This is a genomic window from Paraburkholderia caribensis, assembly GCF_002902945.1.
In the GTDB taxonomy this organism is placed as follows: domain Bacteria; phylum Pseudomonadota; class Gammaproteobacteria; order Burkholderiales; family Burkholderiaceae; genus Paraburkholderia; species Paraburkholderia caribensis.
Window position 1 is genome coordinate 276,154 of the sequence record NZ_CP026103.1, and the last position, 23,525, is coordinate 299,678.

Consider the following 23,525-nt stretch of genomic DNA (forward strand, 5'->3'; position numbering starts at 1 on the left):
TCCGGCACTCACTTCAATTCAACACAACATCGGACGGACTATGAGACTGGGTCTGCAATTGTCGTCGCTCGTACTGGCCGCCATGACGGGCATGGCGTTGTATGTGAGCAATAGCGCGCTCGCCGCAACGGGTTTCGATCTGAGCCCCGAGCAGAACGGACGCATCCGCACGGAGCAGGACCCGGCGGCGATCAAGGCCGTGCCTGCGAGTTTTCAGTTCGTGGTCAAAGATACGTTGACCATCGGCATCGTGCCGGCGCATCCGCCCATCAGCACCTATGCGACGGACGCGAAAACAGTCGTTGGCTTCGATCCCGATCTCGCGCAACTCGTGGCGGATAGCCTCGGGCGCAAGCTGAACGTGGTGATTCTGTCGTGGCCCGACTGGCCGCTTGCGCTCGCCTCCGGGAAGGTCGATGCGGTGATTTCCAATGTCACGGTGACGGAAGAGCGCAAGGCCAAATTCGATTTCTCGACCTACCGCCGCGACCAGCTCGGCTTCTTCGTGAAGACGGATAGTGCAATCAGGTCGATCAAGGAACCAAAGGACATCGCAGGCCTGCGCGTGATAACCGATGCGGGCACGAATCAGGAAAAGATCCTGCTCGAATGGGATCGTCAGAATGTCGCGCATGGGCTGAAGCCGATCGCGGTGCAGTACTACGACGACGATGCCGTGAAGTCCGTCGCGCTTCAATCCGGGCGCGCGGACGCGATCTTCAGCGTCAATGCCGTTCTGTTGTACGACGCTGCGAAGCAGGGCAAGACGCGTCAGGTGGGCACCGTCAGCGGTGGTTGGCCGCGCACCGCCGAGGTGGCCGTCACGACGCGCAAAGGCAGTGGGCTCGCCGATCCGCTGACGATCGCGCTGAACGATCTCATTCACAAAGGTCAATACCACGCGGTGCTCGACCGCTGGAATCTCGGCTCCGAAGCCATCGAAAAAGCCTCGACCAATCCGCCGGGTCTGCCCAGGTCCTGATGATGCGGTTGCTTGCGTGCATGCGTCGACTCGTCTTTCCACTGTTCCAGGCCGAACGCCATGACCTATTCGATTTCCTTGCTCGACAAGAGTCCGATCGCCGACGGCGCCACGGCGAAGGACGCCTTGCAATTCACCGTGCAGCTCGCAAAGCGAGCCGAAACGCTTGGGTTCAAGCGATTCTGGATCGCCGAGCATCACGGCTCGCCAGGGCTCGCGAGTTCGGCGCCTGAGATCGTCGTCTCGCATGTGCTTGCGCACACGTCGCGCATCCGCGTCGGCTCGGGCGGCGTGATGTTGCAGCACTACAGCCCTTTCAAGGTCGCGGAGACGTTCAAGGTGCTGGCGGCATTGGGCCCGGGGCGGGTCGATCTGGGCGTCGGCAAGGCACCCGGTGGACTACCGTTCACCACGCGCGCATTGCAGTGGCGGCACGACAAGGCGAACCGGGCGGACTTCGAAACGCAACTCGCGCTATTGAATGCGTTCCTCGACTGGGGCGTCGACGAAGAGCATCCGCTTGCGGGCGCGATTGCGTTGCCGATTCCACCCGAGTCGGCTGAACGCATTCTGCTCGGCGGCAGCCCGGATAGTGCTGCATTGGCGGCGCGGCATGGATGGCAATTCTGTTATGCCGGGCACTTCAATGGCGACGAGGCGAATATCGAGCGCTCGCTGCAGACGTACCGCGATGCGACGGGGCGGGCGCCATTGCTCGCGCTTTATGCCGTCGCCGCGCCGACGGACGAAGAAGCGCGGCGACTGGTCGGTCCGTTGCGTATCTTCAGGCTGCAACTCGCTACGGGCCAATGCGTGAATCTCGGTACGGCGGAAGCGGCAACGGAATTTGCGAGGCAAACGGGTGCGAGCGACTACCGGATCGACGAACGACGTCCGCATGTCATCAAGGGAAGCGCCGATGAAGTGCGGCGGCAACTCGATGCATTGAGCGAACGCTATGGCATCGAAGAGTTCGTCATCGATTCGCCGCTGCAAAGCTATCCGGAGCGTCTGAGATCGGTCGAACTGCTCGGCAGTACGATCGCGCCTGTGCGCGCTCGACCCTCCCTTCCGAACCTCACGAACTGACGGACTCCACCATGAGCACGCGCAACATTCCATTCGGCATCATGCTGCAAGGCGCTGGCAGCCACATGAATTCGTGGAAGCACCCAGGCGGCCCCGCCGATGCGAGTGTCAATCTCGACTTCTTCATCAAGACCGTGCAAAAGGCGGAGGCGCATGGCATCGCGTTCGCGTTCGTCGCGGATGGACTCTACATCAACGATAAGTCGATTCCTCACTTCCTCAACCGGTTCGAGCCCATTTCGATTCTTTCGGCGCTTGCCACGGTCACGTCGAAGATCGGGCTGGCGGGCACCGTGTCGACCTCGTACAGCGATCCCTTTACCGTCGCGCGGCAGTTCGCCTCGCTCGATCTGATCAGCGGCGGGCGCGCGGGGTGGAACGTCGTGACGACGCCGCTCGAAGGCACGGCGAAGAACTATGGCGGCTCGCATCCCGAGCATGCGCTGCGCTATGAAATCGCGGATGAATACCTCGAAGTGACGCAGGGCCTCTGGGATAGCTGGGAGGATGATGCGTTCGTGCGTGATCGCGAAAACGGCGTGTTCTTCGACAAGACGAAGTTGCACACACTCGATCACAAGGGCAAGTTCTTCCAGGTTGCGGGACCGCTCAATATCCGGCGCTCTGCGCAAGGACAGCCGGTCATATTCCAGGCGGGTTCATCGGATGCAGGCATTGCGCTCGCGGGCAAGTATGCGGACGCCGTCTTCACGCATTCGGTGTCGATCGAAGAAACAAGGCGCTTTGCACAACGTGTAAAGGATAGTGCCGTCGAACATGGCCGGAGCCGCGACGACGTGAAGATCTTCCCCGGCATCAGTCCGATCGTCGGGGCGACGCGCGAGGAGGCCGAGGCAAAGTACCGTGCAATCCGCGAACTGCTGACGATCGACGAAGCGCTTGCCTATCTGGGCCGATACTTCGACCATCACGACTTCACGCAGTATCCGCTCGACGCGCCATTTCCCGAACTGGGGGAGATCGGCAAGAACAGTTTCCGTTCGACGACGGACCGCATCAAGGCAAAGGCCCGCGAGAATAACTCGACGCTGCGCGAAGTCGCGCTCGAAGTGGCCACGCCGCGAACCCACTTTCTCGGCACGCCCGCGCAGATTGCCGATGAGCTGATCCGCTGGATCGACGCTGGCGCCGCCGATGGCTTCATCCTTGGTTTTGCGGTGCAAGCGCAGGGTCTCGACGACTTCGTGCGCTACGTGATCCCTGAACTCGAACAGCGCGAGCGCTACCAGCGCGCGCTGACGGGCGTGACGCTGCGCGATCAGCTCGGCTTGCCGCGCAAGCAAAGCCGCTACGCGCTTGCCGACGTGGCTTGAGGGCGGGAGCGTCGACGATGAACGATTCCGCTGAACTCGCCAATCCGCCGCTTGCCGGTGCGCCGGCCGATTCGCCACGAAACAGGTCGGGCTACCGCGTGGTGCCGGCGAGGAACCCTGCCCGCACGCTTGGCACCGTGTGCGCGGCGATCCTGATCTGCGTGGTGCTCAATTCGGTGTTGGGCAATCCGCGCTGGGGTTGGAGCGTCTTTGCCGAATGGTTTCTCTCCGGGCCGGTTCTGTCTGGACTTGGCCGTACCTTGCTGCTCACCGCGTTGGGCGCGGTGATCGGCTTCGCGCTCGGCATTCCGATTGCGCTTGCCAGAGTGTCGCGCTCGCCGCTGCTGGCGGGCAGCGCGTGGGCGTTCGTGTGGCTGTTTCGTTCCATTCCATTGATCGTGCTGCTGCTGATCCTGAACAATCTCGGGTATCTGTACGAGTCGGTCTGGATCGGCGTGCCATTCACGAAGATCGCACTGGTCGACATGCCGACCACGGAGCTCATCAGCCCGTTTTTTGCGGCCGTGCTCGGTCTGACGCTCAATCATGCTGCCTTTTCGGCCGAGGTGATTCGCGGCGGCATTCTTTCCGTCGATCACGGCCAGTTCGAAGCCGCTGCTGCGCTGGGCTTGCCCCGCCAGCGGCAGACCAGGCGCATCGTCTTGCCGCAGGCGATGCGCTCGATCGTGCCGACGGCATTCAATGATCTGATAGCCCTCGCGAAGGGTTCGTCGATGGTCTATGTGCTGGCGATGCCCGAACTGTTCTATACGGTGCAGATCATTTACCGGCGCAATCTCGAAGTCATCCCTTTGCTGATGGTCGCGACCGTCTGGTATTTGATCATTCTTTCCGTGCTGTCGGCGATTCAGGTGGTGGTGGAGCGGCACTTTTCGCGCGGCGTCTCGCGTAACGCGCCGGATTCCGTTTTCAGCGATGCATTCGTCTGGTTGCGCAAGCGGCTGGGCATACGGTATCGCGGCGCTGATGCGCGGCGTGAACCGGTTGCGCCGCAACCCGCGTCGCATCCGGTTCACGTAGGAAATCCTGGTTGGGATATGCAGCGCAAGGGCGCGGAGATCGCCATTCAACATGTGTCGAAGAGCTTCGGGGCGCTCAAGGTGCTGGACGATGTATCGCTGGCGATGCGTCCGGGCAGCGTCACGGTGATTCTGGGGCAGTCCGGATCGGGCAAGTCCACGTTGTTGCGCGCGATCAATCACCTCGAGCGTGTCGACGACGGCTTTATCGACATCGACGGCGAGTTGATCGGCTATCGCCGCGTCGACGACACGCTATACGAATTGAAAGAGAAAGAGATCTTGCGTCGCCGTGTCGATGTCGGGATGGTGTTCCAGAACTTCAATCTGTTTCCGCATCTGACGGTGCTCGAAAACATCGTCGAGGCACCTGTCGCGCTGGGGCGTCTGTCGAGAACGGAAGCGGAGCATCTTGCGCGCAGTCTGCTTGCACGCGTTGGCCTCGATTCGAAAGCGCAGGCGTGGCCGCGTCAGTTGTCGGGCGGTCAGCAGCAGCGTGTGGCGATTGCACGCGCGCTTGCGTTGAAACCCAAAGTGCTGCTGTTCGACGAACCCACGTCAGCGCTCGATCCCGAACTCGTCAACGAGGTACTCGACGTCATCAAGGCGCTCGCGCGTTCCGGCACGACGATGGTGATCGTTACCCATGAAATCGGCTTTGCGCGCGAAGTGGCGGACACGATCGTGTTCATGGATCACGGCCGCGTGATCGAGCAAGGGCCGCCGTCGACAGTACTGAACGCGCCGCAGCATAGCCGAACGCGCGAGTTTCTCTCGCGTGTCTTGTGATGATCTTCGCAACCCTACGATGACAGACCGCCGCCACTTCATACTCGCGAGCCTCGCGCTGGGCGCGCTTTATCTTCACGACGCAGAGGCAGGGGCCGCCGTCGACCTCAGCCCGCAGCAGCCGGGAAGAGTCCGCACACGACAGAATGCCGCCGCGCTCGCGGCGATCGGCAACCACTATCGGTTCGTCAAGGAAGGGTACTTCACCGTGGCTATTTCGCCGCATTTGCCGCCGACGGCCACGTATGCGACCGATGCGCGAACCGTGGTCGGATCGGATGCCGACTACGCGCAATTGATCGCCGACTCGCTCGGGCTCAAGCTGCAGATCATACCGATAGCATGGGCTGACTGGCCGCTCGGCTTGAGTTCGGGCAAGTACGACGCCGTGATCTCGAACGTCGGCGTGACCGAGCAGCGCAAGGAGAAATTCGACTTCACGACCTATCGGCAGGGCCTGCACGGCTTCTATGTGCGAACGGCCAGTCCGATCAGAAAGATCTCTGCGCCGAACGCGACATTGCGGGTCTCAAGCTGATTACGGGCTCCGGCACGATTCAGGAAAAGATTCTTCTTGAATGGGACAGGCAGAACGTAGCAAAAGGACTCGCGGCCATCGAAATCCAGTACTTCGATGACGATGCCGCAAGCCGGGTCGCCTTGCTGTCGGGACGCGCGGATGCCGTGTTCAATCCGAATGCACCGCTGGCCTACGACGCCGCAACCACAGGCGCGATCCGGCAGGTGGGGACGGTCAACGCGGGCTGGCCCGCACGCGCCGACGTGGCGATTGCGACGCGCAAAGGCAGCGGTCTCGTCGATGCGCTTACCCTCGCCACGAACGGTCTGATCGCCGACGGCAGCTACACGCGGTCGCTCGCGCGTTGGGGCATTCAGTCGGAAGCGTTGAGCCGCTCGGAAACCAATCCGCCGGGACTGCCGAAGTTCTGATGCTGCCGGGTGCACGCGGCTGATTAAGCAGAACCGCATATAACGATGTGCGGATTAATTGGTGGCGGTTCGATGCGATGCGCGGAGACACTCCACGTTCGTCGTTCGCATTTGACCCGCAGCTATTCTAATCGTGATGATTTCCCGACCGCTTCGTGATCCCGCGTCTGTCCGGCGCATCCTATCCCGCATTTCATTCGTGCTTGGCCTTACGGTGTTGGCCGCTGCGGCTCAGGCGGCGCCATCGGGCACGCTCGTCTTCTGCTCGGAGGGCAGTCCGGCCGGTTTTGATCCGGGCCAGCATACGACCAGCACCGATTTCGACGCGAGCACCAACACCGTCTACAACGAACTCGTGCAGTTCCGGCGCGGCACGCTCGATCTCGAACCCGCTCTCGCGACGAGCTGGGATGTGTCCGCCGATCAGCGCACGTACACGTTTCACCTGCGCAAAGGCGTGAAGTTCCAGACAACCGCATGGTTCAAACCGACGCGTGAGTTCAATGCCGACGACGTGCTGTTCACGTTCAACCGGATGCTGCACGCCGACGATCCATTCCGCAAAGCCTATCCGACGAGCTTTCCGTATTTCAGCGATCTCGGATTCGCGAAGAACATCGAGAGTATCGACCGGGTCGACGAGACTACCGTACGTTTTCGCCTGAAAGAGCCCGACGTGATCTTCGTACGCAATCTCGCGATGAGCTTCGCGTCGATCCTATCCGCCGAATATGCCGCGAAGCTGACGGAGGCGCATCGTGAAGCCGATATCAACCAGTTGCCGGTCGGAACCGGGCCGTTTGCGTTCCGCTCCTATCAGAAGGATGCGCTGATCCGCTACGACGCGAATCCCGATTACTGGCGGCCCGACGACGTCAAGCTCGCGCATCTGGTGTTCTCGATCACGCCGGACCCGGCGGCGCGCATCCAGAAACTGGCGAACGGCGAATGTCAGGTGTCGGTATTCCCGCGACCAGCCGACCTCGACGTGGTCAGGCGCAATCCGTCGCTGACGCTCGTTTCGGGTGTCGGCTTCAACGTGGGCTTCGTCGCGTACAACACACAGCACGCCCCGTTGAACAAGCTCGATGTTCGCCGCGCGCTCGACATGGCCATCGACAAGCCCGCCATCATCCAGGCCGTGTTCTCCGGCAACGCGACGGTGGCGACCAATCCGATGCCGCCCGCGCAATGGTCATATGACAAGGAACTGAAGGACGCGCCTAACGATCCCGCAAAGGCCAAGGCGCTGCTCGCACAGGCGGGCTTTCCCGACGGCTTCGATCTCACGTTGTGGGCGATGCCCGTGCAGCGTCCCTACAATCCCAATGCACATCTGATGGCGCAACTGATCCAGCAGGACTGGGCGAAAATCGGCGTGCGGGCGAAGATCGTCAGCTACGAGTGGGGCGAGTACAACCGGCGCGCGAAGCAGGGCGGCGAACATGACGCGATCCTGTACGGCTGGTCCGGCGACAATGGCGATCCCGACAACTGGCTCGGCACCTTGCTCGGCTGTGCCGCGGTGGGCGGCAGCAATGTATCGAAGTGGTGCGATCCGGCGTTCAACGGGCTGATCGAGAAGGCGCGCGAAACGTCGGACACGAATGAGCGCACGCGTCTTTACGAGCAGGCACAGGTCATCTTCAAACAGCAGGTGCCGTATACGCCTGTCGCGCATTCGATCGTTTCACTGCCCGCATCGAAACGTGTCAGCGGACTGGTGTTTTCGCCGCTCGGCAGTCATCGCTTCGATGGCGTGTCGCTGAACTAGCGGCTTCGCTTCGTTCAACCGGGATCAAACGCCTTGAGGCCCCGCGCGAGCGCGGGCCTCGCCTCGACCTGTTCATACCAGCGGCGCAGATTCGGCAATCGAGCCCAGGGCAGTTGTGACTTGACCGACTGAGTGATCGTGAAGGCCGCGATGTCCGCGATCGAAAATGTCTTTCCTGCCATGTACGCATTGTCACTGACATACCGCTCCGCCGATTCGAGTGCGGCAAGCATCCGTTCGACGAGCAGCGTTTGCCCCGCCGGCACACCCGCGCCACGCAGAAAAAAAGCAGCATGACTGACGGCTATCACGTCGGTCACGAAAAAGAAGAACCGCTCATAGACGACGGATCGGGCAAGCGAGTCGTCCGGTAGCAGGCGACCCGGCGGTGTCTCCGCAGCGTAGAGAATGATCGCGTTCGATTGCGCGATCACGACAGGCGGTACGTTCTGTTGCCTTTCAATCAGTACGGGCACTTTTCCCGCGGGGTTGAGCGCAAGATACGCTGCGCTTCGATGCTCGCCGCTCGCAAGATCGACGGGTCGGACGGCGTACGGCAAGCCGGCTTCTTCCAGCGCGATGGCGGCGCGAATACAGTTCCCTGTCGGCGCGCCATAAAGCTCATAGCTCGTCTTCATCTCCATGTCCTTTTTGTGACCACGCGAAAATTGCCAGCCCAATAGCAGTCGATCAAATGAATCATATCTGTGCACGGAAGTCGCCAGTAAGTGGCGGTGAATGATTCAATTGCACGAACAACAATAGTTAATTGTCGAAGGCCCCAAGCGGATTTCATTGACTATACTGCGTGAGGCTGTGGTTGTCGGCGCGTGCGCATGGCACGTCCCTTATTGAAGACACGAAGTGGAAACTCGCCAGTAGAGTTTCCATGCGGTGCGTTTTCGGACGCCATGAATCCAGATCGCAAGCACGGGCCGGGTGGGCGCTTGACGCGATGCGAGTCGAAGGCTCGGCTTCGCGCGGTGGTCGCAAGCGCCAAAAAACGCTTCCTGACGGTTGGCTTCCGGGAGACCAGTCTCGACGACATTGCTCGCGATGCGGGCGTGGCGAAGAAGACGCTTTATTGTCATTTCGGCAGCAAAGAGCAGTTGTTTAGCGCGATTCTGGAAACACTGGGGCGGACCTGGCAGGAGCAGCTCCGGCACATCGTCACGAGCGGCGGCGAACCCGTCGACGTGCTCGAAAGAGCGGCGCTGCATCTGCTCGACATCGGCACTCGCGATGAGATGACGCAGCTTTATTGGGTGCTGCTGGTCGAGACACGCCGTTTTCCCGCGCTCTCGGCCGGGCTTTACCAGGAGCGAGGACGGCTGATCGGCATCGAACCGCTCGAAGGCTATCTGCGCGCAGCGATCGAAAACGGCGAGCTCGAATTCGACGACGTCGAGCTCGCCACCGAGCAGTTCGTGTATCTGGTGCTAGGCGGTGTGCGCGCCAGAATGCTGCTCATGGGCACGCGGCGCCCGAGCGCAGCGAGACGTCAAACGATCGCAAAGCAGGCGGTCAGGATTTTTACCGCAGGGTGTTTGACCCGGTAAAAAACTTTCAAAACATTGTCGATTTTCATTCAATTCAATTAGTCATACGAAGTAAATCGATCGTGTTGGAATGCCTATCCAGTCGATGGAGGCAAAGGCATGAAAGCAGTTTCGCGTGCGTCGAGTGTTGTGCGCGCAGGATGTGGAACGACGCAATGGCGGTTCGCGGCGCTCGGCGGGGCTGTGCTCGTCGTCGTCATGTCGTTGGCCGCTTGCATGATGGGCCCGGACTATCGCAGGCCCGAGGCGCAGATTCCGGACGGATTCAAGGAAGGCGTCGACTGGCAGCGCGCCGATGCGAACCCTCAGGCCGCGATCGACAGTACATGGTGGCGAATGTACGGCGACGACAAGCTGAACGACCTCGTCGATCAGGCCTTGCGGGCGAATCAGTCGATCGCCGCAGCGGAGGCCGCGTATCGTCTCGCGCTCGCGACTGTCGAGGCGAACCGTGCGGGCCTCTTTCCGACCGTGACGGCCGGTCTGTCCGGCTCGCGCTCCGGCGGCAATGTCGCCGCGCTGAGCGCGAGCCGCGCGTCCGGTTCGACGTCGTCGGCGGCGGGCGGGGCGGGCAATAGCGTGGTGGCGTTCGGAGCCGTCAGCTGGGAACTGGACCTGTGGGGCCAGGTACGGCGCCAGATCGAAGCAGCGAAGGCCAACGCGCAAGCTTCGGATGCGCAACTCGCCGGCGAGCGCATTTCGATTGCGGCGAGCGTCGCGACCGATTACTTCGAGCTGCGGCAAGCCGACTACGACATCCGCGCGCTGAAGGACCAGTTGGACGCTTACGGGCGCATCCTTGCGATCGTGCAGACGGCCTACGCCCAGGGCGGCGCCTCCAACGACGACGTGCTGGTCGCGCAAGAAGATCTGCAAACGGTGATCGCCGATCTCCAGACGACGGAAATCAACCGTGAACATGACGAGCACGCGCTTGCCGTGCTGGCGGGCGTGCCGCCCGAGTCGTTCAGCATCCCGCCCGATCCCGACTATCACTTCGTTGCGCCCGCCGTGCCGACGTCGCTGCCCTCGCAACTGCTCGAGCGGCGTTACGACGTGGTCAGCGCCGAGCGCACGGCAGCCGCTGCGAATGCGAGCATCGGCGTGGCCGAAGCCGCGTTTTTCCCGACCTTGACGCTTTCGGCTGAAGGCGGCTTCGCGCACAGCACGCTCGCCCATCTGTTCACGGTGCCGTACCGCTACTGGACGCTCGGGCCGGATCTGGCGCAAACCATTTTCGACGGCGGCGCGCGTACCGCGGCTGTGCACGAGGCGCGCGCCACGTATGACGAAGACGTGGCCAGCTACCGCAATACGGTGCTCTCGGCATTCCAGAGCGTGGAAGACAGCCTGTCGTCGATGAATCACCTGCGGGCGCAGGAAAGCGCGTTCGCGCGTGTGCTCGACAGCAACGCGCGGCTGTTCGCGAGCCAAGAGGCGCAGTTCAATGCCGGTGCGGTCAGCCAGCAAAACGTGTTGAATCAACGGCTGACGTTGATCCAGGCGCAACAGAGTCTGCGCGATACGCAGGCCTTGCTTGCGCAGAACCACGTGTTGCTCGTGAAGAATCTCGGCGGCGGCTGGCAGCGCGATGACGCCAGCGCGGCATCCCCGGCCTCGGGAAGCGCTGTACGGCCTGTCGCGCAGCAATCCGCCAGTTCTGCCGACTGAACACGGTCGTCACGAATGACGCATTGACGCGCACGCAGTTCGAAACGATTCAATCTTCACGGGAACGCCGGCATGCAGACAAGCCGCCCGGGCACGCCCGTGTTACGCAACAACGGAGTTCTCATGAAGTCTCGTTTGGAACGCGTGTCGTTGTTATGTCTGTGTCTGATCGTGCTGGCCGCGTGCTCGAAAAAGGCGCCGCCGCCACCGCCGCCGCAGGTCTCGACGGTGAAGGTGCAGGCGCAGTCGGTGCCGCTCGAACGGCACTTTGTCGGACGCCTTTCGCCGTACTACAGCTCGAATGTCACGGCGCGCGTCTCGGGCGTATTGCTCAAGCGCAATTACGCGGAAGGCTCGCAGGTGCGGGCTGGACAACTGCTGTTCGAAATCGATCCGACGTTCTATCGCGCGCAGCTCGACAACGATCTCGCGATCCTCGCCCAGGATCGCGCCACCTATATCAACGATCACATCACCGCCGAGCGCAACCGCAAACTGCTGCCCGTCGGCTCGATCTCGCAGCAGACCGTCGACAATTCCGACGCTGCCGAGCGCAGCGCGGCCGCCAAGGTGAAAGCCGACGAGGCGACGGTGCAGAGCGCGCGCATCTCGCTCGATTACACGCGCGTGACGGCGCCGATCGGCGGCATCGCGGGCCAGCAGCAGGTGACGGCGGGCGCGGTGGTCGGCAGCAGCACGACCGACACGGGCGGCAACGGCACACTGCTGACGATCATCCAGCAGATCGACCCCATGTACGTGAACTTCACCATCAGCTCGGCCGATCTCGCGACCTTGCAGCAATCGCAAACGGGCGGCTCAGTCGACCTTGCGCAGCAGAACCAGGTCTCGGTGCGTATCGCGTTGCCCAACGGCGCGGCATACGGCAACCCGGGCACACTCGATTTCTCCGACGTGACGGTGAATGCATCGACGGGCGCCGTCAATCTGCGCGCACTGGTCGCGAATCCGCAGCGGCGTCTGCTGCCTGGCATGTTCGTCTCGCTGACGGTCGATTTCGGCCGCCAGAACAATGTGTTCCTGGTGCCGCAGCAGGCCTTGCTGCGCGATACGACGGGCGGCTATATGCTGCTGGTCGGGGCAGACGGCAAGGTGGTGCGCAGGGATGTCGAGACGATGAATAGCCTCGGCAACAACTGGATCGTGACGCACGGCCTGAACGATGGCGACGAGGTCATCGTGACGGGCGTCCAGTTCGCGCATGAAGGGGCGCCCGTCAAAACGGTCGCCTGGCAGCCGCCGGGTTCATCGGGCGCAGCGGCTTCTTCTCAGGGCGCGGCGGCATCATCGGCCGCAGCGGCTTCGGCCGGCATGGCGAAGTAGGAGAGCGCTCATGCCGAGTTTCTTTATCGACCGTCCCGTTTTCGCGTGGGTCATCGCGATCCTGATTTGCCTGTTCGGCATCATCGCCGTGCGCGGCATGGGGATCGATTCGTATCCGGACATCGCGCCGCCGCAAGTGACCGTGACGGCGCAATATCCGGGCGCGAGCGCGCAGACGATGGAATCGACCGTGACGCAGGTGATCGAGCAGCAGCTCACGGGCATCGACAATCTGCTGTACTTCAGTTCGACGTCGAGCTCGAATGGCCAGACGCAGATCATCCTCACGTTCGCGACGGGCACCAATCCGGACATTGCGCAGGTGCAGGTGCAGAACAAGGTCACGCTCGCCGAGCCGCTGTTGCCCTCGCAGGTGACGCAGCAGGGCGTGATCGTGGCGAAGTCGAGCCCGGACATTCTGTTGTTCATCGCGCTGCAGTCGAACAATGCGTCGATCGACGCGGGGCGGCTCTCCGACATTCTCGCGTCGCAGATCCAGCCGGTGATCGGCCGGGTGACGGGCGTCGGCAACACGACGCTGCTCGGTTCGGAATACGCGGTGCGCATCTGGCTCGATCCCGACAAGCTGCAGAGCTACGGCCTGTCGACCACGCAGGTGCTCAACGCCGTGAGCGGACAGAACGCGCAATTCGCGGCCGGTTCGCTCGGCGCCGATCCTGCCGTGAAGGGCCAGGTGTTCACGGCAACCGTCTCTGGCGACAGTCTTTTTTCGTCGCTCCAGCAGTTTCGCGACATCATCGTCTTATCGAACAGCAACGGCACCACGGTCAAACTGAGCGACGTGGCGCGCGTCTCGTTCGGCTCGCAGACTTACGGACAGGCGCCCGTGTACAACGGCAAGCCGGCCGGCGGTCTTGCCGTGTTCCTGCTGCCGGGCGCGAATGCGCTGAAGGTCGAAAAGGCCGTCAAGGCGACGATGGATACGCTAGCGCGCGACCTGCCCGAAGGCGTCACATGGAGCGTGCCGTACGACACCACGCCCTTTATCACCGCATCGATCACGGACGTGATCCGCACGCTCATCGAGGCGATCCTGCTGGTGTTCTTCGTGATGTTGATCTTCCTGCAGAACCTGCGCGCGACCATCATTCCGACGCTGGTGATTCCCGTCGCGCTGCTCGGCACCTTCATCGGTCTTTCGGCGCTGCATTACACGCTCAACCAGTTGACGCTGTTCGGCATGGTGCTCGCAATCGGTATCGTGGTGGACGATGCGATCGTCGTGATCGAGAACGTCGAGCGCATCATGAGCGAGGAGCATATGGAGCCGCGCGAGGCGACCCGCAAGGCGATGAAGCAGATCACGGGCGCCATCATCGCGATCACGGTGGTGCTGACGGCGGTGTTCGTGCCGTCCGCGCTGCAGCCCGGCGCAACGGGCATCATTTACGCGCAGTTCGCGCTGACGATTGCGGTATCGATGGGTTTCTCCGCGTTTCTGGCGATGTCGTTCACCCCTTCGCTGTGCGCCGCGATTCTCAGGACAGAGCATCAGACGAAGAAAAACGCGTTCTACCGCTGGTTCGACCGGACCTTCGACTGGACGACGAAACACTATCTCAGCCATGTGGGCAAGGCCGTGCGTCACGCGCCGCGCTGGATGATGGCATTTGCGATCGTGCTGGTGCTGACGGGCTTCCTGTACACGAAGCTGCCGACCAGCTTCGTGCCCGACGAGGATCAGGGCTTCGTGCTGGCGCTCGTCAACCTGCCATCCGGCTCGACCTTGCAGCGCACCGATCACGTGATGGCCGAGTTGCGCGACAAGCTCGCCAACAGTCCGCTCGGCAAGGACATCGTGGGCATTTTCCAGCCCGAGGGTTTCAGCTTTGTCGGGACGAGCGAAAACGTCGGCATGTCGTTCATCAAGCTGTCCGACTGGAAGGACCGCTCCGAAACGGCAATGAAGATGATCCCGCAGATCAACCGCATTCTGTCGTCGATCCCCGACGCGCAGATCTTCGCCGTGAACCTGCCGACCATTCGCGGCCTGAGCCAGTTCGGCGGCGTCGACATGTATCTGCAGGCGCGCTCGGGGCAATCGCGCGCCGAACTCGGCGAGGCGGAGCGCACGCTGCTCACGAGCGCGGCGAAAAGTCCTGTGCTGTTCGGCATCCGGCCGAACTCGCTGCCGAACTCGCCGCAACTGGACATCGCGGTGGATCGTACGCAGGCGCAGGCGATGGGCCTGTCTCTGACGGACGTTTATCAGACCCTGGAGATGGAGCTCGCGCCGTTCTATATTGATCAGTTTACCTACGGCGGCCGCGTGAAGCGTGTCTATATCCAGGCGGATGCGCCGTTCCGGATGTCGCTCGACGCGCTTCAGCACCTCTACACGCCGAGCGTTTTCACGGCGGGCGGGTCGTCGGGTCAGGCGTCTTCGAGCAAGAGCAGTTCGGGCACGACGGGCAGCACCGGCACGGCCGTCGGCTCGAACGGTTTTGTCGCACCCGTCGATCCGTCGCCCGCCAATACGTCGATTGCCCCCTACAACATGGTGCCGCTCGCCAGCGTCGTGAATGCCAAATGGGCCTTCGGGCCGACGGTGCTGCCGCGCTACAACGGCTATTCGGCAATCGAGATCGTCGGCAACTCCGCGCCCGGCTACTCGACGGGGCAAGCGATCGATACGCTCAACGACATCATCAACCATCAGTTGCCACGCGGTTTCGCGGGTGACTGGACGGGGCAGTCGTATCAGGAGCTGCTGTCGGGGTCGTCGGCGACCACACTGATGGCACTGTCGATCGTGGTGGTGTTTCTGTGTCTCGCGGCGTTGTACGAGAGCTGGTCGATACCCGCGTCGGTGCTGCTGGTGGTGCCGCTCGGCATGCTCGGCATGCTCGCGTTCTGCCTGACCTTCAGCGTGCCCAACGACATCTACTTCAAGATCGGCCTTGTGACGGTGATCGGTCTCGCGGCGAAGAACGCGATCCTGATCGTCGAGTTCGCGGTGGAGGGACAGCAACGCGGCATGACGTTGCGCGACGCGGTGCTGACGGCGGCACGACTGCGGTTGCGTCCGATCCTGATGACGTCGATGGCGTTCATTCTCGGCGTGTTTCCGCTCGTGATCTCGTCGGGCGCGGGCGCTTCGTCACGTCACGAGATCGGCACGGGCGTGATCGGCGGGATGCTGTTTGCAACGTTTCTCGGTCTGCTGCTGATTCCCGTGTTCTATGTGGTCGTGCGCCGCCTGCTCGGCGACAAGCTCGACGAGGTGTCGCACAAGATGCCGCATCACGGCGGTGACCATAGCGACGGCGGCGATGGCGGCGCGTCGGTCGGACCAGCAGACGGCGCGCCGAAGGATGGGGCGCCAGGCGAGGGCGCACCCGTCTGACGGACGCACGCGCGCTCGAGCGGCATGCGGATAGCAGCGAACCTCGCCCGTTTTGCTGACGCGCTTTCGTCAGCACATGCGCTTTGTCGAGTCGCTTTCGTGTTTTGAAGTAGTATGGTTCGCGTCTGATCGCAATGCCGAAGAACGAACACATGCTACGAACGAGGTTTTTATGCAAGTGCTGGTTGACGCAGACGCCTGCCCGGTTGTCATCAAGGACATGCTGTTTCGGGCCGCGCGTCGCGCCGAAGTGTGTGTGACGCTCGTTGCAAACCGTTATCTGCAGACGCCGCCTTCGCCGTATATCAAGTCAATGCAAGTACCTGCGGGCGCGGACGCGGCCGATATCCGCATCGTCGAACTGGCCGTGGCCGGCGATCTGGTGATTACCGCGGACATACCGCTTGCCGCCGCTGCGCTCGACAAGGGCGCTTTCGTGCTCGACCCGCGCGGAAGCTGGTTTAGCCGCGAGAATATCGAGGAACGTCTGACCATGCGTGCCGTGATGGATCAACTGCGCAGCACGGGCGTCGATACGGGCGGTCCAGCGCCCTACAGTTCACGCGACAGCAAAACCTTCGCGGGGCAACTGGACCGGTTTCTCGCCCGGCATCGCGCGGCGCCGACCTGAACGTCGAGTGTGATTCGCTGTGGTTTTCAACAGGCGAATTGGCTCTATACTGGGGCACCAGGAGGTTCCAATGGCCGATCAAGAAAAACTGCATCCGCTACGCCCGTTTTTGAAGAACTGGATTTGGGAGCATGGTCGGGTAGGGACACGCTATCTGGATTACGCCGATGGCGAAATCAAGTTCGATGAAGGCAAGAAATCACGTTTCGCGGCAGAGAAGTACATTTATGTGCCGCTCGACAAGGACAGTGAAGACACTGTAGCCGCAGAAGGCCCGGCGATCCAGGAAGCAGGGCTTGCCCGGTTCTTGCGGGCCGCGCAGTTGGGCACGCCGGATGAGGCGGGTTCTGTCGCGGAGATTCAACGCGCCGTGCAGGACTGCGTGGAGCTCGGCCTATTCAGCGCCTATCAGGCGGAGGCTCGCGAGGCAACGGCCCGCTATGCCCAGGAGCCGATGTTCGAAGACGAAATCCGTGCGGCGGTTGTCGACGATATCCGGCGGGTGTACGCGGGGGTGCGGGAGCAACTGTCGCTGTACGATTTCAGTGTGCTGTACGGCTTGCCCTCGCCGCTGCTGATCAGCGAGACGCCATTCATCGACTGGCGCGTGCGTGCAAGTCCGGGTCTGCCGTTTGTATCGCTTCCGTTGGGACCTTATTGCCTGCTGGTAGGCGCGCACTCGGGCCGCAAGAGCCGGATCGGCCCGGTGGTCTGGAAGGCGGCAGCCGCGATGGGCCCGTTGAAGGACCACAACCGCAAGCTGATGGAACACGCGCGTCTATGGCTGGTGGCGACCACGGACGACCAGCTCGTCCCGGCGCAAAGCCGGCTCGCTGCCGCCACGGGCGCGAGGCAAGAGAGTGTGAAACCTTAAGGTAGTCGGCAGCATCTTTCGTTGAGTTACTTAAACAGGGGAAACTAATGAACGCATTCAAAACACTCAAGCTGGCTGGCGCTGCATTGATCGTCGTTGCTTCCGTCAATGCCTGGGCGCAGGGAAGCGAAGCCGCTAGCGCAACGACGCCCACGCAAGGCGCTTCGAAATCCAGCGTCAGAAAGGCGAACCGGGCATTGAGCAAGAAAGTGGCTCAGGCGCTTTCGAAGGGCGGTGTCGATACGACGGGGATCAATGTTCTCGTGAAAGGCGGGGCAGTGACGCTCGCTGGGGGTGTGACCGATCCGTCGCAGATCGATAAGGCAACGTCGATAGCGAAGGGTGTTTCCGGTGTCACGTCGGTGAAGAATGCGCTGACGATTCGGGAAGGCGGTCAGTAGTACATCGAGCGCTGGGAATTGCGGGGTGCGGGATACTGCACGAGAGTGGCGCACTATTTGTGCACCCCGCAATTCATGTTCGAATAGTTCGAATAGTTCGGATAGCTGATGTATAGATTGGAAAAGGATGATCGTTCAGGCATGCCTGGTCTCGCGATTCACGGTCGCGCGGGCAGGCAATCGCAGTTCTCCACGGGCGGGAGCAACGCCACTCGACTTATTCGAATGTCCCTGTACGCACCTCGCCGTTTCGCAAGTAGCGGGTAATCAACACGCCGCCCGGCGTGGTGATCGAGTGCGCCAGCGTGAAGGCCGACGCGAGTGCGTTGTCGCCGAACAAGCGCTTGCCGCGCCCAAGCATGATGGGGTAAATCAAAAGTCGAATCTCATCTACCAGGCCCGCTGCAAGCAGTTGGCGCAGCATGTCGCCGCTGCCGAAGGTCAACAGATTGGCGCCGTCCTGACGTTTGAGCGTACGTATCGCATCGGCAAGGTCGCCCTTCAGCGGATGACTGTTCTGCCAGCCGAGCGCACCTGACCGGTGCGTGGCGACATGCTTGGTCACGCGGTTGAACAGGTCGGCGATGGTGCGGCTGTGAGAATCGGCCGGCACATGTGGCCAATACGACGCGAATATGTCGTAGGTGCGACGGCCAAGTAGCAACTCGAACGGCTGCGAGAGCAGATCCTGCAAGTTCTGGCCAATGGCTTCGTCGGCATAGGGAACAATCCAGCCGCCAAGGCGAAAATCGCCGCTGCGATCTTCGTCCGGGCCGCCAGGGGCCTGCACGACGCCATCCAGGCTGATGAAAACAGAAACCACGAGTTTGCGCATGAGGTTCTCCAGGTCGACGGACCCAATCGTTCCATCTATACGACGAACGAATCGCATGTCGATCGACAGCCACTCAATGCGATTTCCAAAGAAAGCGCGCAACGCTTCGACGCGGTTAATCGCCAGACGATTCACGCTCATTCGCGCAGTACGGTAAATAAACAACACCTCTTTGGCAGATCGCTTTGCTGCAACGAATTGGCGGGCTATGCTCCTGTTCACGAAATTGATCCAGCTGGCTCACTTATTACTGTGGATCGCTGATGAAAAAGATCGTTATTTCAAGTGCCATTGGTGCACTTTTCGCTGCCGCGACACCGCTGGCATTCGCACAAAGCTCGGTTACGCTATACGGCATCGTCGATGAAGCCATCCGCTATCAGACGAACGCCGGCCCGGGCGGCGACGACCAGGTTGCCATGACCTCGGGTCCGGAAACCCACAGCCGGTGGGGCTTGAAGGGCAGCGAGGATCTGGGCGGCGGATGGTCCGCAGTCTTCCACCTCGAAAACGGCTTCGAAGCCTTTAACGGGACACTCCATGTTCCGGGTACATTGTTCAGTCGCCAGGCTTACGTGGGTCTGTCGAACGACAAGTGGGGCGCACTGACCTTCGGCAGGCAATACGCGCCCGCTTACGACACCCTGGGCGATATCTTCGACCCGTTGACCGTTGGCAATTACTGGCAGAACAGTTGGCCCTATAACGGCATCGGCAGTTACCTGGAAATCAACAACGCGGTCAAGTACAAAGGCACGTTCTATAACCTGGCCGTGGATGCGCTATATGGTTTCGGCAACCAGCCGGGCGCACTCGGGCTCGGTGCGATCTACGCCGTGGAACTGACGTACACCTATGGCCCGGCCATGCTCAACGCAGGCTTCCAGCAGGTGTCCGTCCCAACCTCTGCGACGGGCTCGGCAGTCGGCACGAGTGTGGGCAGTGCAATCAATGGCGGCAAGACGAACTTCCTGCACATCAGCGGCGCCTGGCAGGTCACGCACGACGTCCGCCTGCTGGCCGGCTGGCTTCATGGCCAGGATCAGACGGGTTTGACCGACGTCAACATGCAGCAGGCTGGCTCGCCGACATTGAAGGGTGCCAGCCCTAACCGCATCGACGACACGTTTTACGTCGGTGCGAACTGGAAAGCCACCGCCCCATTGCTCTTCACGTTCGCCTACTACTACGGGCACGCGCGCAACGCCGAACGGCTGGACGGTTCGCTCGGTACAGGGGTGAACCAGTCGGCTACGATTCTCGCCGAGTACTCGTTCTCCCGGCAGTCGGAAATCTACGCGATCACGGACTGGGCGCGCGGCACGGGCGCCTTCGCCGCCGACTATCCGGGCGGAGTCAATTCCGCCGGTGTGCCGACCAATACCATTGGCCGAACCAACCAGCTGGGCGTGGCGGTCGGTATTCGCAAGATGTTCTGAACACTGACGCGCTCGGCTACGAGTGCCTGTCGCCGGGATCGCGCCTGAAGCCCGTCAGCATCGCACCGATCAGATTGTCGCGCGTCCACATGCTCATGATGATGGCCGCCAGAACGTGCACGCATACGCAGATTTCCAGCGCTATCGACAGAACCGTGTGAAGGTCGTGCGGCCAGTCTTCGCCCCAGAACGCGTCGAGCCGCATCAGCCAGCCGCTTAGCGCCAGTGCCAGAATCAGTAGCCAGAGTGCGATCGCCATCAGACCGCCTAGCGGATTGTGCGACAGATGACGGTGTGGCGCGCCTGCGGCCAGCGAGCGCACATAGTCTTTCAGGTGCGCCGGCGTTGGCCACCAGGCGGAGAAGCGTGCGCACGGCGTGCCGACGAACCCCCACCCGAAGCGGCAGGCAACGAGACCGGCAGCGATATATCCCAGTACCCGATGCAACTGGTCAGTCGGCCCGAACAGATTCCACACGACGATGCCGGCGACGGTCCAGTGTGTGAACCGCACGCCTATGTCCCAGGTTTTGACGGGCATCGCGCGCGAGACGTCAGTCGATCTCGGACTTCACGACAGCAAGCGTCTTGGCGTCGTAGTAGATCTCGACTTTCTTGCCCTCTTTGTTGTGGCCGTAGATTTCGTAGCAGTTGCCGTCGACCTTGAACTTCTTGATCTTGTAGCCTTGCGCCTCGAGTTGCGCGCGCGCATCCGATTCCTTCATCCACTCGCTCTTCGGATAAACCGGGCAATCGGCTTTAGCGAACGCCGCGCCGGAAACGCCCATTGCCACGCATAACGCCAGGAACCTGAACATCCGTCACCTCATGTGCTGGTTTGTCGAGCGCCTACTCTACGTGTACCCAGGCGTGTTCGCAAGCTTATTGTAGGGTTCAAGAAGGAGTGACGATCTCGACCTTCGCGCAGGTCGACACCCGCGTTCGAACGGTCAGATTCCCTCGACGCGGCCGGCCGCGAGTACCGGCCCAGTGGGTTGCCCGGTTGGCGATCCCCCTTGCGGTTCAAGGGACACCGCCAGCGTGGTCTGTGCGCCGAGTTGCTGAAGCCGATCCCGCGCGACGTGCACGATCGTCGGGCGCTGCGGATCGATGACGCCCAGCGAGACGGGTTTCGAGCCGGGCGGAATCATCCACATCTGCGTGGAGTGATGGGCGGCGATTACGAAGTCGCGAGGCGGAACGACGACGATCTGTGCGTGCTGCGCATCCACCGTTGCCGTCCAGGCTGCGCCCGCGCCTTGCCGTTCGAGCGTCGCAACGAGATATTGCGCACCTGCGCGCGGGGCCTCGGCTTCGTGCAACATCACGGTGCGTGTCAGGACGATGGCGAGCGCGCAAGCGGCAACGACCGACGCCAATCCCGTCCAGCGCCAGAACAACAAGCTGTTCCATAGGCCCGCCCGGTGCCCCGTCCGCGTCCAGCCCAGTTGTGCTTGCAAACGGTCCCACACATGTGAAGGCGGCACCACCTCCGCCACGTCTTCGTTCAGCGGCATCAGACGCGCTTGCCAACGCGCGAGCGATTCGGCCATGCCCGCTTCCTGCTGCAATGCGAGTTCGATTTCGCGGCGCTCCTCGTCGCTGAGCACGCCGAGTACGTACTCCGCGCAGCGAAGGTCTTTGTCGTCGGAAGAGGCGGGCGTATTCATCTTTCAAGACACGTCTTCAACTGCATCAGACTGCGGCGGATCCAGCTTTTCATGGTGCCCAGCGGAACACTCATTCGCGCGGCCAGCTCGGCGTACGACGAACCCGTGAAGAATGCCTCCCTGATCGCCTTTCTCTGAGTCTCGGGCAGCGCTTGCAGACACAATTCGAGCCGCTGGCGTTCCTGGCTGAGTTGAGCAAGTGCAGCGGGAGTGGGCGATTCGTCGACGATCTCTTCGACCGTTGTTTCGTCGAGCGAGACGGTGCGGCGGCGTCTGATGCGATCGATTGCGCGATTGCGCGCGATCGTGCCGAGCCATGTGATGGCGCTCGATAACTGCGGATTGAAGGTGGCCGCCTGGTTCCAGGCGGTCACGTACACATCCTGAAGCGTGTCTTCGGCTTCGGACCGGTCACGCAGTACCTTGATGCAGATGGCGAATATCCTGGGAGACGTACGACGATAGAGCGTTTCGAACGCAATCCGGTCGCGCAACGCAACAGCCGATAGCAAGCGATCCAGATCGTCGTGCCCCACTGTGTCCGAAGACGTGGGCGTACGCATCGCGTCACGCATTTCCTTCGGTTGCCTTGAGGACATGTTCCACCCGGGCTGGCTGTACACGGTACGCCTTCGTGCCCGTAGTGTATCAGCGTGATGCGCATCCAGCGGCCCGCCATCGGGCAATAGTCGCGAGGGCATCGGACCTCCAGGGCGGTCGTATGCGCGGATTCGATTCCCTTTTTACGTGGCTGGACGTATCGCGGATGCGCAGCGGTCAGCGGCGGTTGTATTCCCAGCCCCTGTGCCAACCACCGCCCTGCCCATTGCCATAGCCGACGGGTGGTGCCCGATACACGACTGGGGGTGGATTGGACTGATAGACATAGGTGCCCGGCGCCCCATAGGCACCCGGCGGCGCGTAGCGGGATTGGTAGGTTACGGGCGGCGGCGGCGCAGGAATCGGCATGTAATAGCCACCCGCATTGGCTTGAGCCGAAGCTGAGGCGGGTGCGCAGGCGGCCGCAGCGATTGCCAGCAGCGAGATTGCGTGCTTCATGATGTGACTTCCCGTCGATTCGCCAGGTCGCCCCGACTGTGAGACGGCCATTTGAAGCATAGTCGCTCGACGCGCGCTCATCTGTAACGGTCGGTAACGCGCTTGTGTGACGTCGCTCGTGACCTCGGCGGCGCGCCGCTGGCGCCGTCGCTCTTGCAGAACAGTGAGCCGTATCGTTGATCGAATCGTGTTTGCGGACGCTGTTTACCCGTGACTATCCCGGCCAGTTCCGGCAATTCGACGGTAGTTCGTCAGCAATCGACCGTTGACAATTGAACGGCCGCTCGCAAGGCGAGCAGATAGCTTTCCACTCCAAAGCCGCAGATTTGCCCATCGACGATCTCGGCGAATACCGAGTGATGCCGGAACGGTTCCCGGGCGTGGATATTGGACATGTGCAATTCCACGACCGGGCAGGTGAGGATAGCCAGCGCGTCGCGTATACCGTAGCTGTAGTGCGTCCACGCCCCGGCGTTGATCAGCACGGCGTCACAGCGCTCCTCGAAGGCGCGGTGAATGCGTTCGCACATTGCGCCTTCACTATTGGTCTGAAACGATTCCACGCGCACGCCAAGCTCGACGGCGAGAGCCTGCAGCCTCGCATCGATTTCGGCCAGCGTGATCGTTCCGTACTGCACCGGGTCGCGCTTGCCAAACATATTGTGGTTGATACCGTGAAGCATCAGTATCGTCTTCATTCGTCACTCCAACGCATT

Annotated in this window: 21 protein-coding genes and 1 pseudogene; 14 read left to right on the forward strand and 8 right to left on the reverse strand. The window is 61.8% G+C overall.

The window, feature by feature from the left end:
• Window positions 1-40: 40 nt before the first annotated feature.
• The 6 genes and pseudogenes from C2L66_RS30745 to C2L66_RS30770 all read left to right on the forward strand — a co-directional run bounded on the left by C2L66_RS30745 (window position 41) and on the right by C2L66_RS30770 (window position 7,959).
• Window positions 41-982 (forward strand): ABC transporter substrate-binding protein, encoded by a 942-nt coding sequence (locus C2L66_RS30745; RefSeq protein ID WP_060609973.1) that lies wholly within the window; start codon window positions 41-43, stop codon window positions 980-982.
• Between the two features lie 60 nt (window positions 983-1,042).
• Window positions 1,043-2,071 carry an LLM class flavin-dependent oxidoreductase gene (locus tag C2L66_RS30750; protein ID WP_060609976.1) on the forward strand — a complete coding sequence of 343 codons (1,029 nt, stop codon included), beginning with the start codon at window positions 1,043-1,045 and terminating at the stop codon, window positions 2,069-2,071.
• Window positions 2,072-2,082: 11 nt separating this feature from the next.
• Window positions 2,083-3,405 carry an LLM class flavin-dependent oxidoreductase gene (locus C2L66_RS30755; RefSeq protein WP_060609979.1) on the forward strand — a complete coding sequence of 441 codons (1,323 nt, stop codon included), beginning with the start codon at window positions 2,083-2,085 and terminating at the stop codon, window positions 3,403-3,405.
• A gap of 17 nt (window positions 3,406-3,422) precedes the next feature.
• The gene (locus tag C2L66_RS42310; RefSeq protein ID WP_082670543.1) at window positions 3,423-5,234 is read left to right on the forward strand and encodes an amino acid ABC transporter permease/ATP-binding protein; all 1,812 of its coding nucleotides are present in this window, start codon (window positions 3,423-3,425) and stop codon (window positions 5,232-5,234) included.
• A gap of 19 nt (window positions 5,235-5,253) precedes the next feature.
• Window positions 5,254-6,185 (forward strand): annotated as a pseudogene (locus tag C2L66_RS30765) (ABC transporter substrate-binding protein).
• A gap of 136 nt (window positions 6,186-6,321) precedes the next feature.
• The gene (locus C2L66_RS30770; protein WP_060609982.1) at window positions 6,322-7,959 is read left to right on the forward strand and encodes an ABC transporter substrate-binding protein; all 1,638 of its coding nucleotides are present in this window, start codon (window positions 6,322-6,324) and stop codon (window positions 7,957-7,959) included.
• A 14-nt stretch (window positions 7,960-7,973) separates the two neighbouring features.
• On the opposite strand, the gene C2L66_RS30775 is transcribed toward C2L66_RS30770, so the two are convergent.
• Complete coding sequence (locus tag C2L66_RS30775; RefSeq protein WP_060610721.1) at window positions 7,974-8,597, reverse strand: glutathione S-transferase family protein; 624 nt, start codon at window positions 8,595-8,597, stop codon at window positions 7,974-7,976.
• 345 nt (window positions 8,598-8,942) lie between these two features.
• Here C2L66_RS30775 and C2L66_RS30780 point away from each other — a divergent pair, with 345 nt between their 5' ends.
• The 7 genes from C2L66_RS30780 (at window position 8,943) to C2L66_RS30810 (ending at window position 17,806) form a co-directional block, all read left to right on the forward strand.
• Window positions 8,943-9,518: a TetR/AcrR family transcriptional regulator gene (locus C2L66_RS30780; RefSeq protein ID WP_227247233.1), complete on the forward strand. Its 576-nt coding sequence runs from the start codon at window positions 8,943-8,945 to the stop codon at window positions 9,516-9,518.
• A gap of 99 nt (window positions 9,519-9,617) precedes the next feature.
• Entirely contained in the window at window positions 9,618-11,189 is a 1,572-nt protein-coding gene (locus C2L66_RS30785; protein WP_060609985.1) for an efflux transporter outer membrane subunit, read from the forward strand.
• A gap of 123 nt (window positions 11,190-11,312) precedes the next feature.
• A complete protein-coding gene (locus C2L66_RS30790) occupies window positions 11,313-12,533 on the forward strand; it encodes an efflux RND transporter periplasmic adaptor subunit (protein ID WP_060610724.1) in 1,221 nt (406 codons plus the stop codon).
• Window positions 12,534-12,543: 10 nt separating this feature from the next.
• A complete protein-coding gene (locus C2L66_RS30795; protein WP_054931611.1) occupies window positions 12,544-15,900 on the forward strand; it encodes an efflux RND transporter permease subunit in 3,357 nt (1,118 codons plus the stop codon).
• 172 nt (window positions 15,901-16,072) lie between these two features.
• Window positions 16,073-16,531, forward strand: a complete 459-nt coding sequence (locus tag C2L66_RS30800; RefSeq protein ID WP_060610727.1) for a YaiI/YqxD family protein — start codon at window positions 16,073-16,075, stop codon at window positions 16,529-16,531.
• 70 nt (window positions 16,532-16,601) lie between these two features.
• Entirely contained in the window at window positions 16,602-17,405 is an 804-nt protein-coding gene (locus tag C2L66_RS30805) for a hypothetical protein (RefSeq protein WP_054931612.1), read from the forward strand.
• A 47-nt stretch (window positions 17,406-17,452) separates the two neighbouring features.
• Entirely contained in the window at window positions 17,453-17,806 is a 354-nt protein-coding gene (locus tag C2L66_RS30810; protein WP_054931613.1) for a BON domain-containing protein, read from the forward strand.
• Window positions 17,807-18,023: 217 nt separating this feature from the next.
• On the opposite strand, the gene C2L66_RS30815 is transcribed toward C2L66_RS30810, so the two are convergent.
• The gene (locus C2L66_RS30815; protein WP_060610730.1) at window positions 18,024-18,641 is read right to left on the reverse strand and encodes a dihydrofolate reductase family protein; all 618 of its coding nucleotides are present in this window, start codon (window positions 18,639-18,641) and stop codon (window positions 18,024-18,026) included.
• 263 nt (window positions 18,642-18,904) lie between these two features.
• Between C2L66_RS30815 and C2L66_RS30820 the strand changes: the two genes are divergently transcribed.
• Window positions 18,905-20,080 (forward strand): porin, encoded by a 1,176-nt coding sequence (locus C2L66_RS30820; RefSeq protein ID WP_054931614.1) that lies wholly within the window; start codon window positions 18,905-18,907, stop codon window positions 20,078-20,080.
• A 16-nt stretch (window positions 20,081-20,096) separates the two neighbouring features.
• Here C2L66_RS30820 and C2L66_RS30825 read toward each other — a convergent pair whose 3' ends face one another.
• From C2L66_RS30825 to aroQ, 6 genes are all read right to left on the reverse strand, one after another.
• Window positions 20,097-20,621 carry a cytochrome b/b6 domain-containing protein gene (locus C2L66_RS30825; RefSeq protein ID WP_060609988.1) on the reverse strand — a complete coding sequence of 175 codons (525 nt, stop codon included), beginning with the start codon at window positions 20,619-20,621 and terminating at the stop codon, window positions 20,097-20,099.
• Window positions 20,622-20,634: 13 nt separating this feature from the next.
• A complete protein-coding gene (locus tag C2L66_RS30830; protein ID WP_060609991.1) occupies window positions 20,635-20,898 on the reverse strand; it encodes a PepSY domain-containing protein in 264 nt (87 codons plus the stop codon).
• A gap of 132 nt (window positions 20,899-21,030) precedes the next feature.
• On the reverse strand, window positions 21,031-21,750 hold the full coding sequence (locus C2L66_RS30835) for an anti-sigma factor (RefSeq protein WP_060609994.1): 720 nt from the start codon (window positions 21,748-21,750) through the stop codon (window positions 21,031-21,033).
• A complete protein-coding gene (locus C2L66_RS30840) occupies window positions 21,747-22,349 on the reverse strand; it encodes a sigma-70 family RNA polymerase sigma factor (RefSeq protein WP_322789554.1) in 603 nt (200 codons plus the stop codon). Before C2L66_RS30840 ends, C2L66_RS30835 begins: the two co-directional genes overlap by 4 nt.
• Before the next feature lie 178 nt (window positions 22,350-22,527).
• Entirely contained in the window at window positions 22,528-22,809 is a 282-nt protein-coding gene (locus C2L66_RS40915; protein ID WP_146174447.1) for a hypothetical protein, read from the reverse strand.
• Between the two features lie 251 nt (window positions 22,810-23,060).
• A complete protein-coding gene (gene aroQ, locus C2L66_RS30845) occupies window positions 23,061-23,507 on the reverse strand; it encodes a type II 3-dehydroquinate dehydratase (RefSeq protein ID WP_054931619.1) in 447 nt (148 codons plus the stop codon).
• Between the last annotated feature and the right edge of the window lie 18 nt (window positions 23,508-23,525).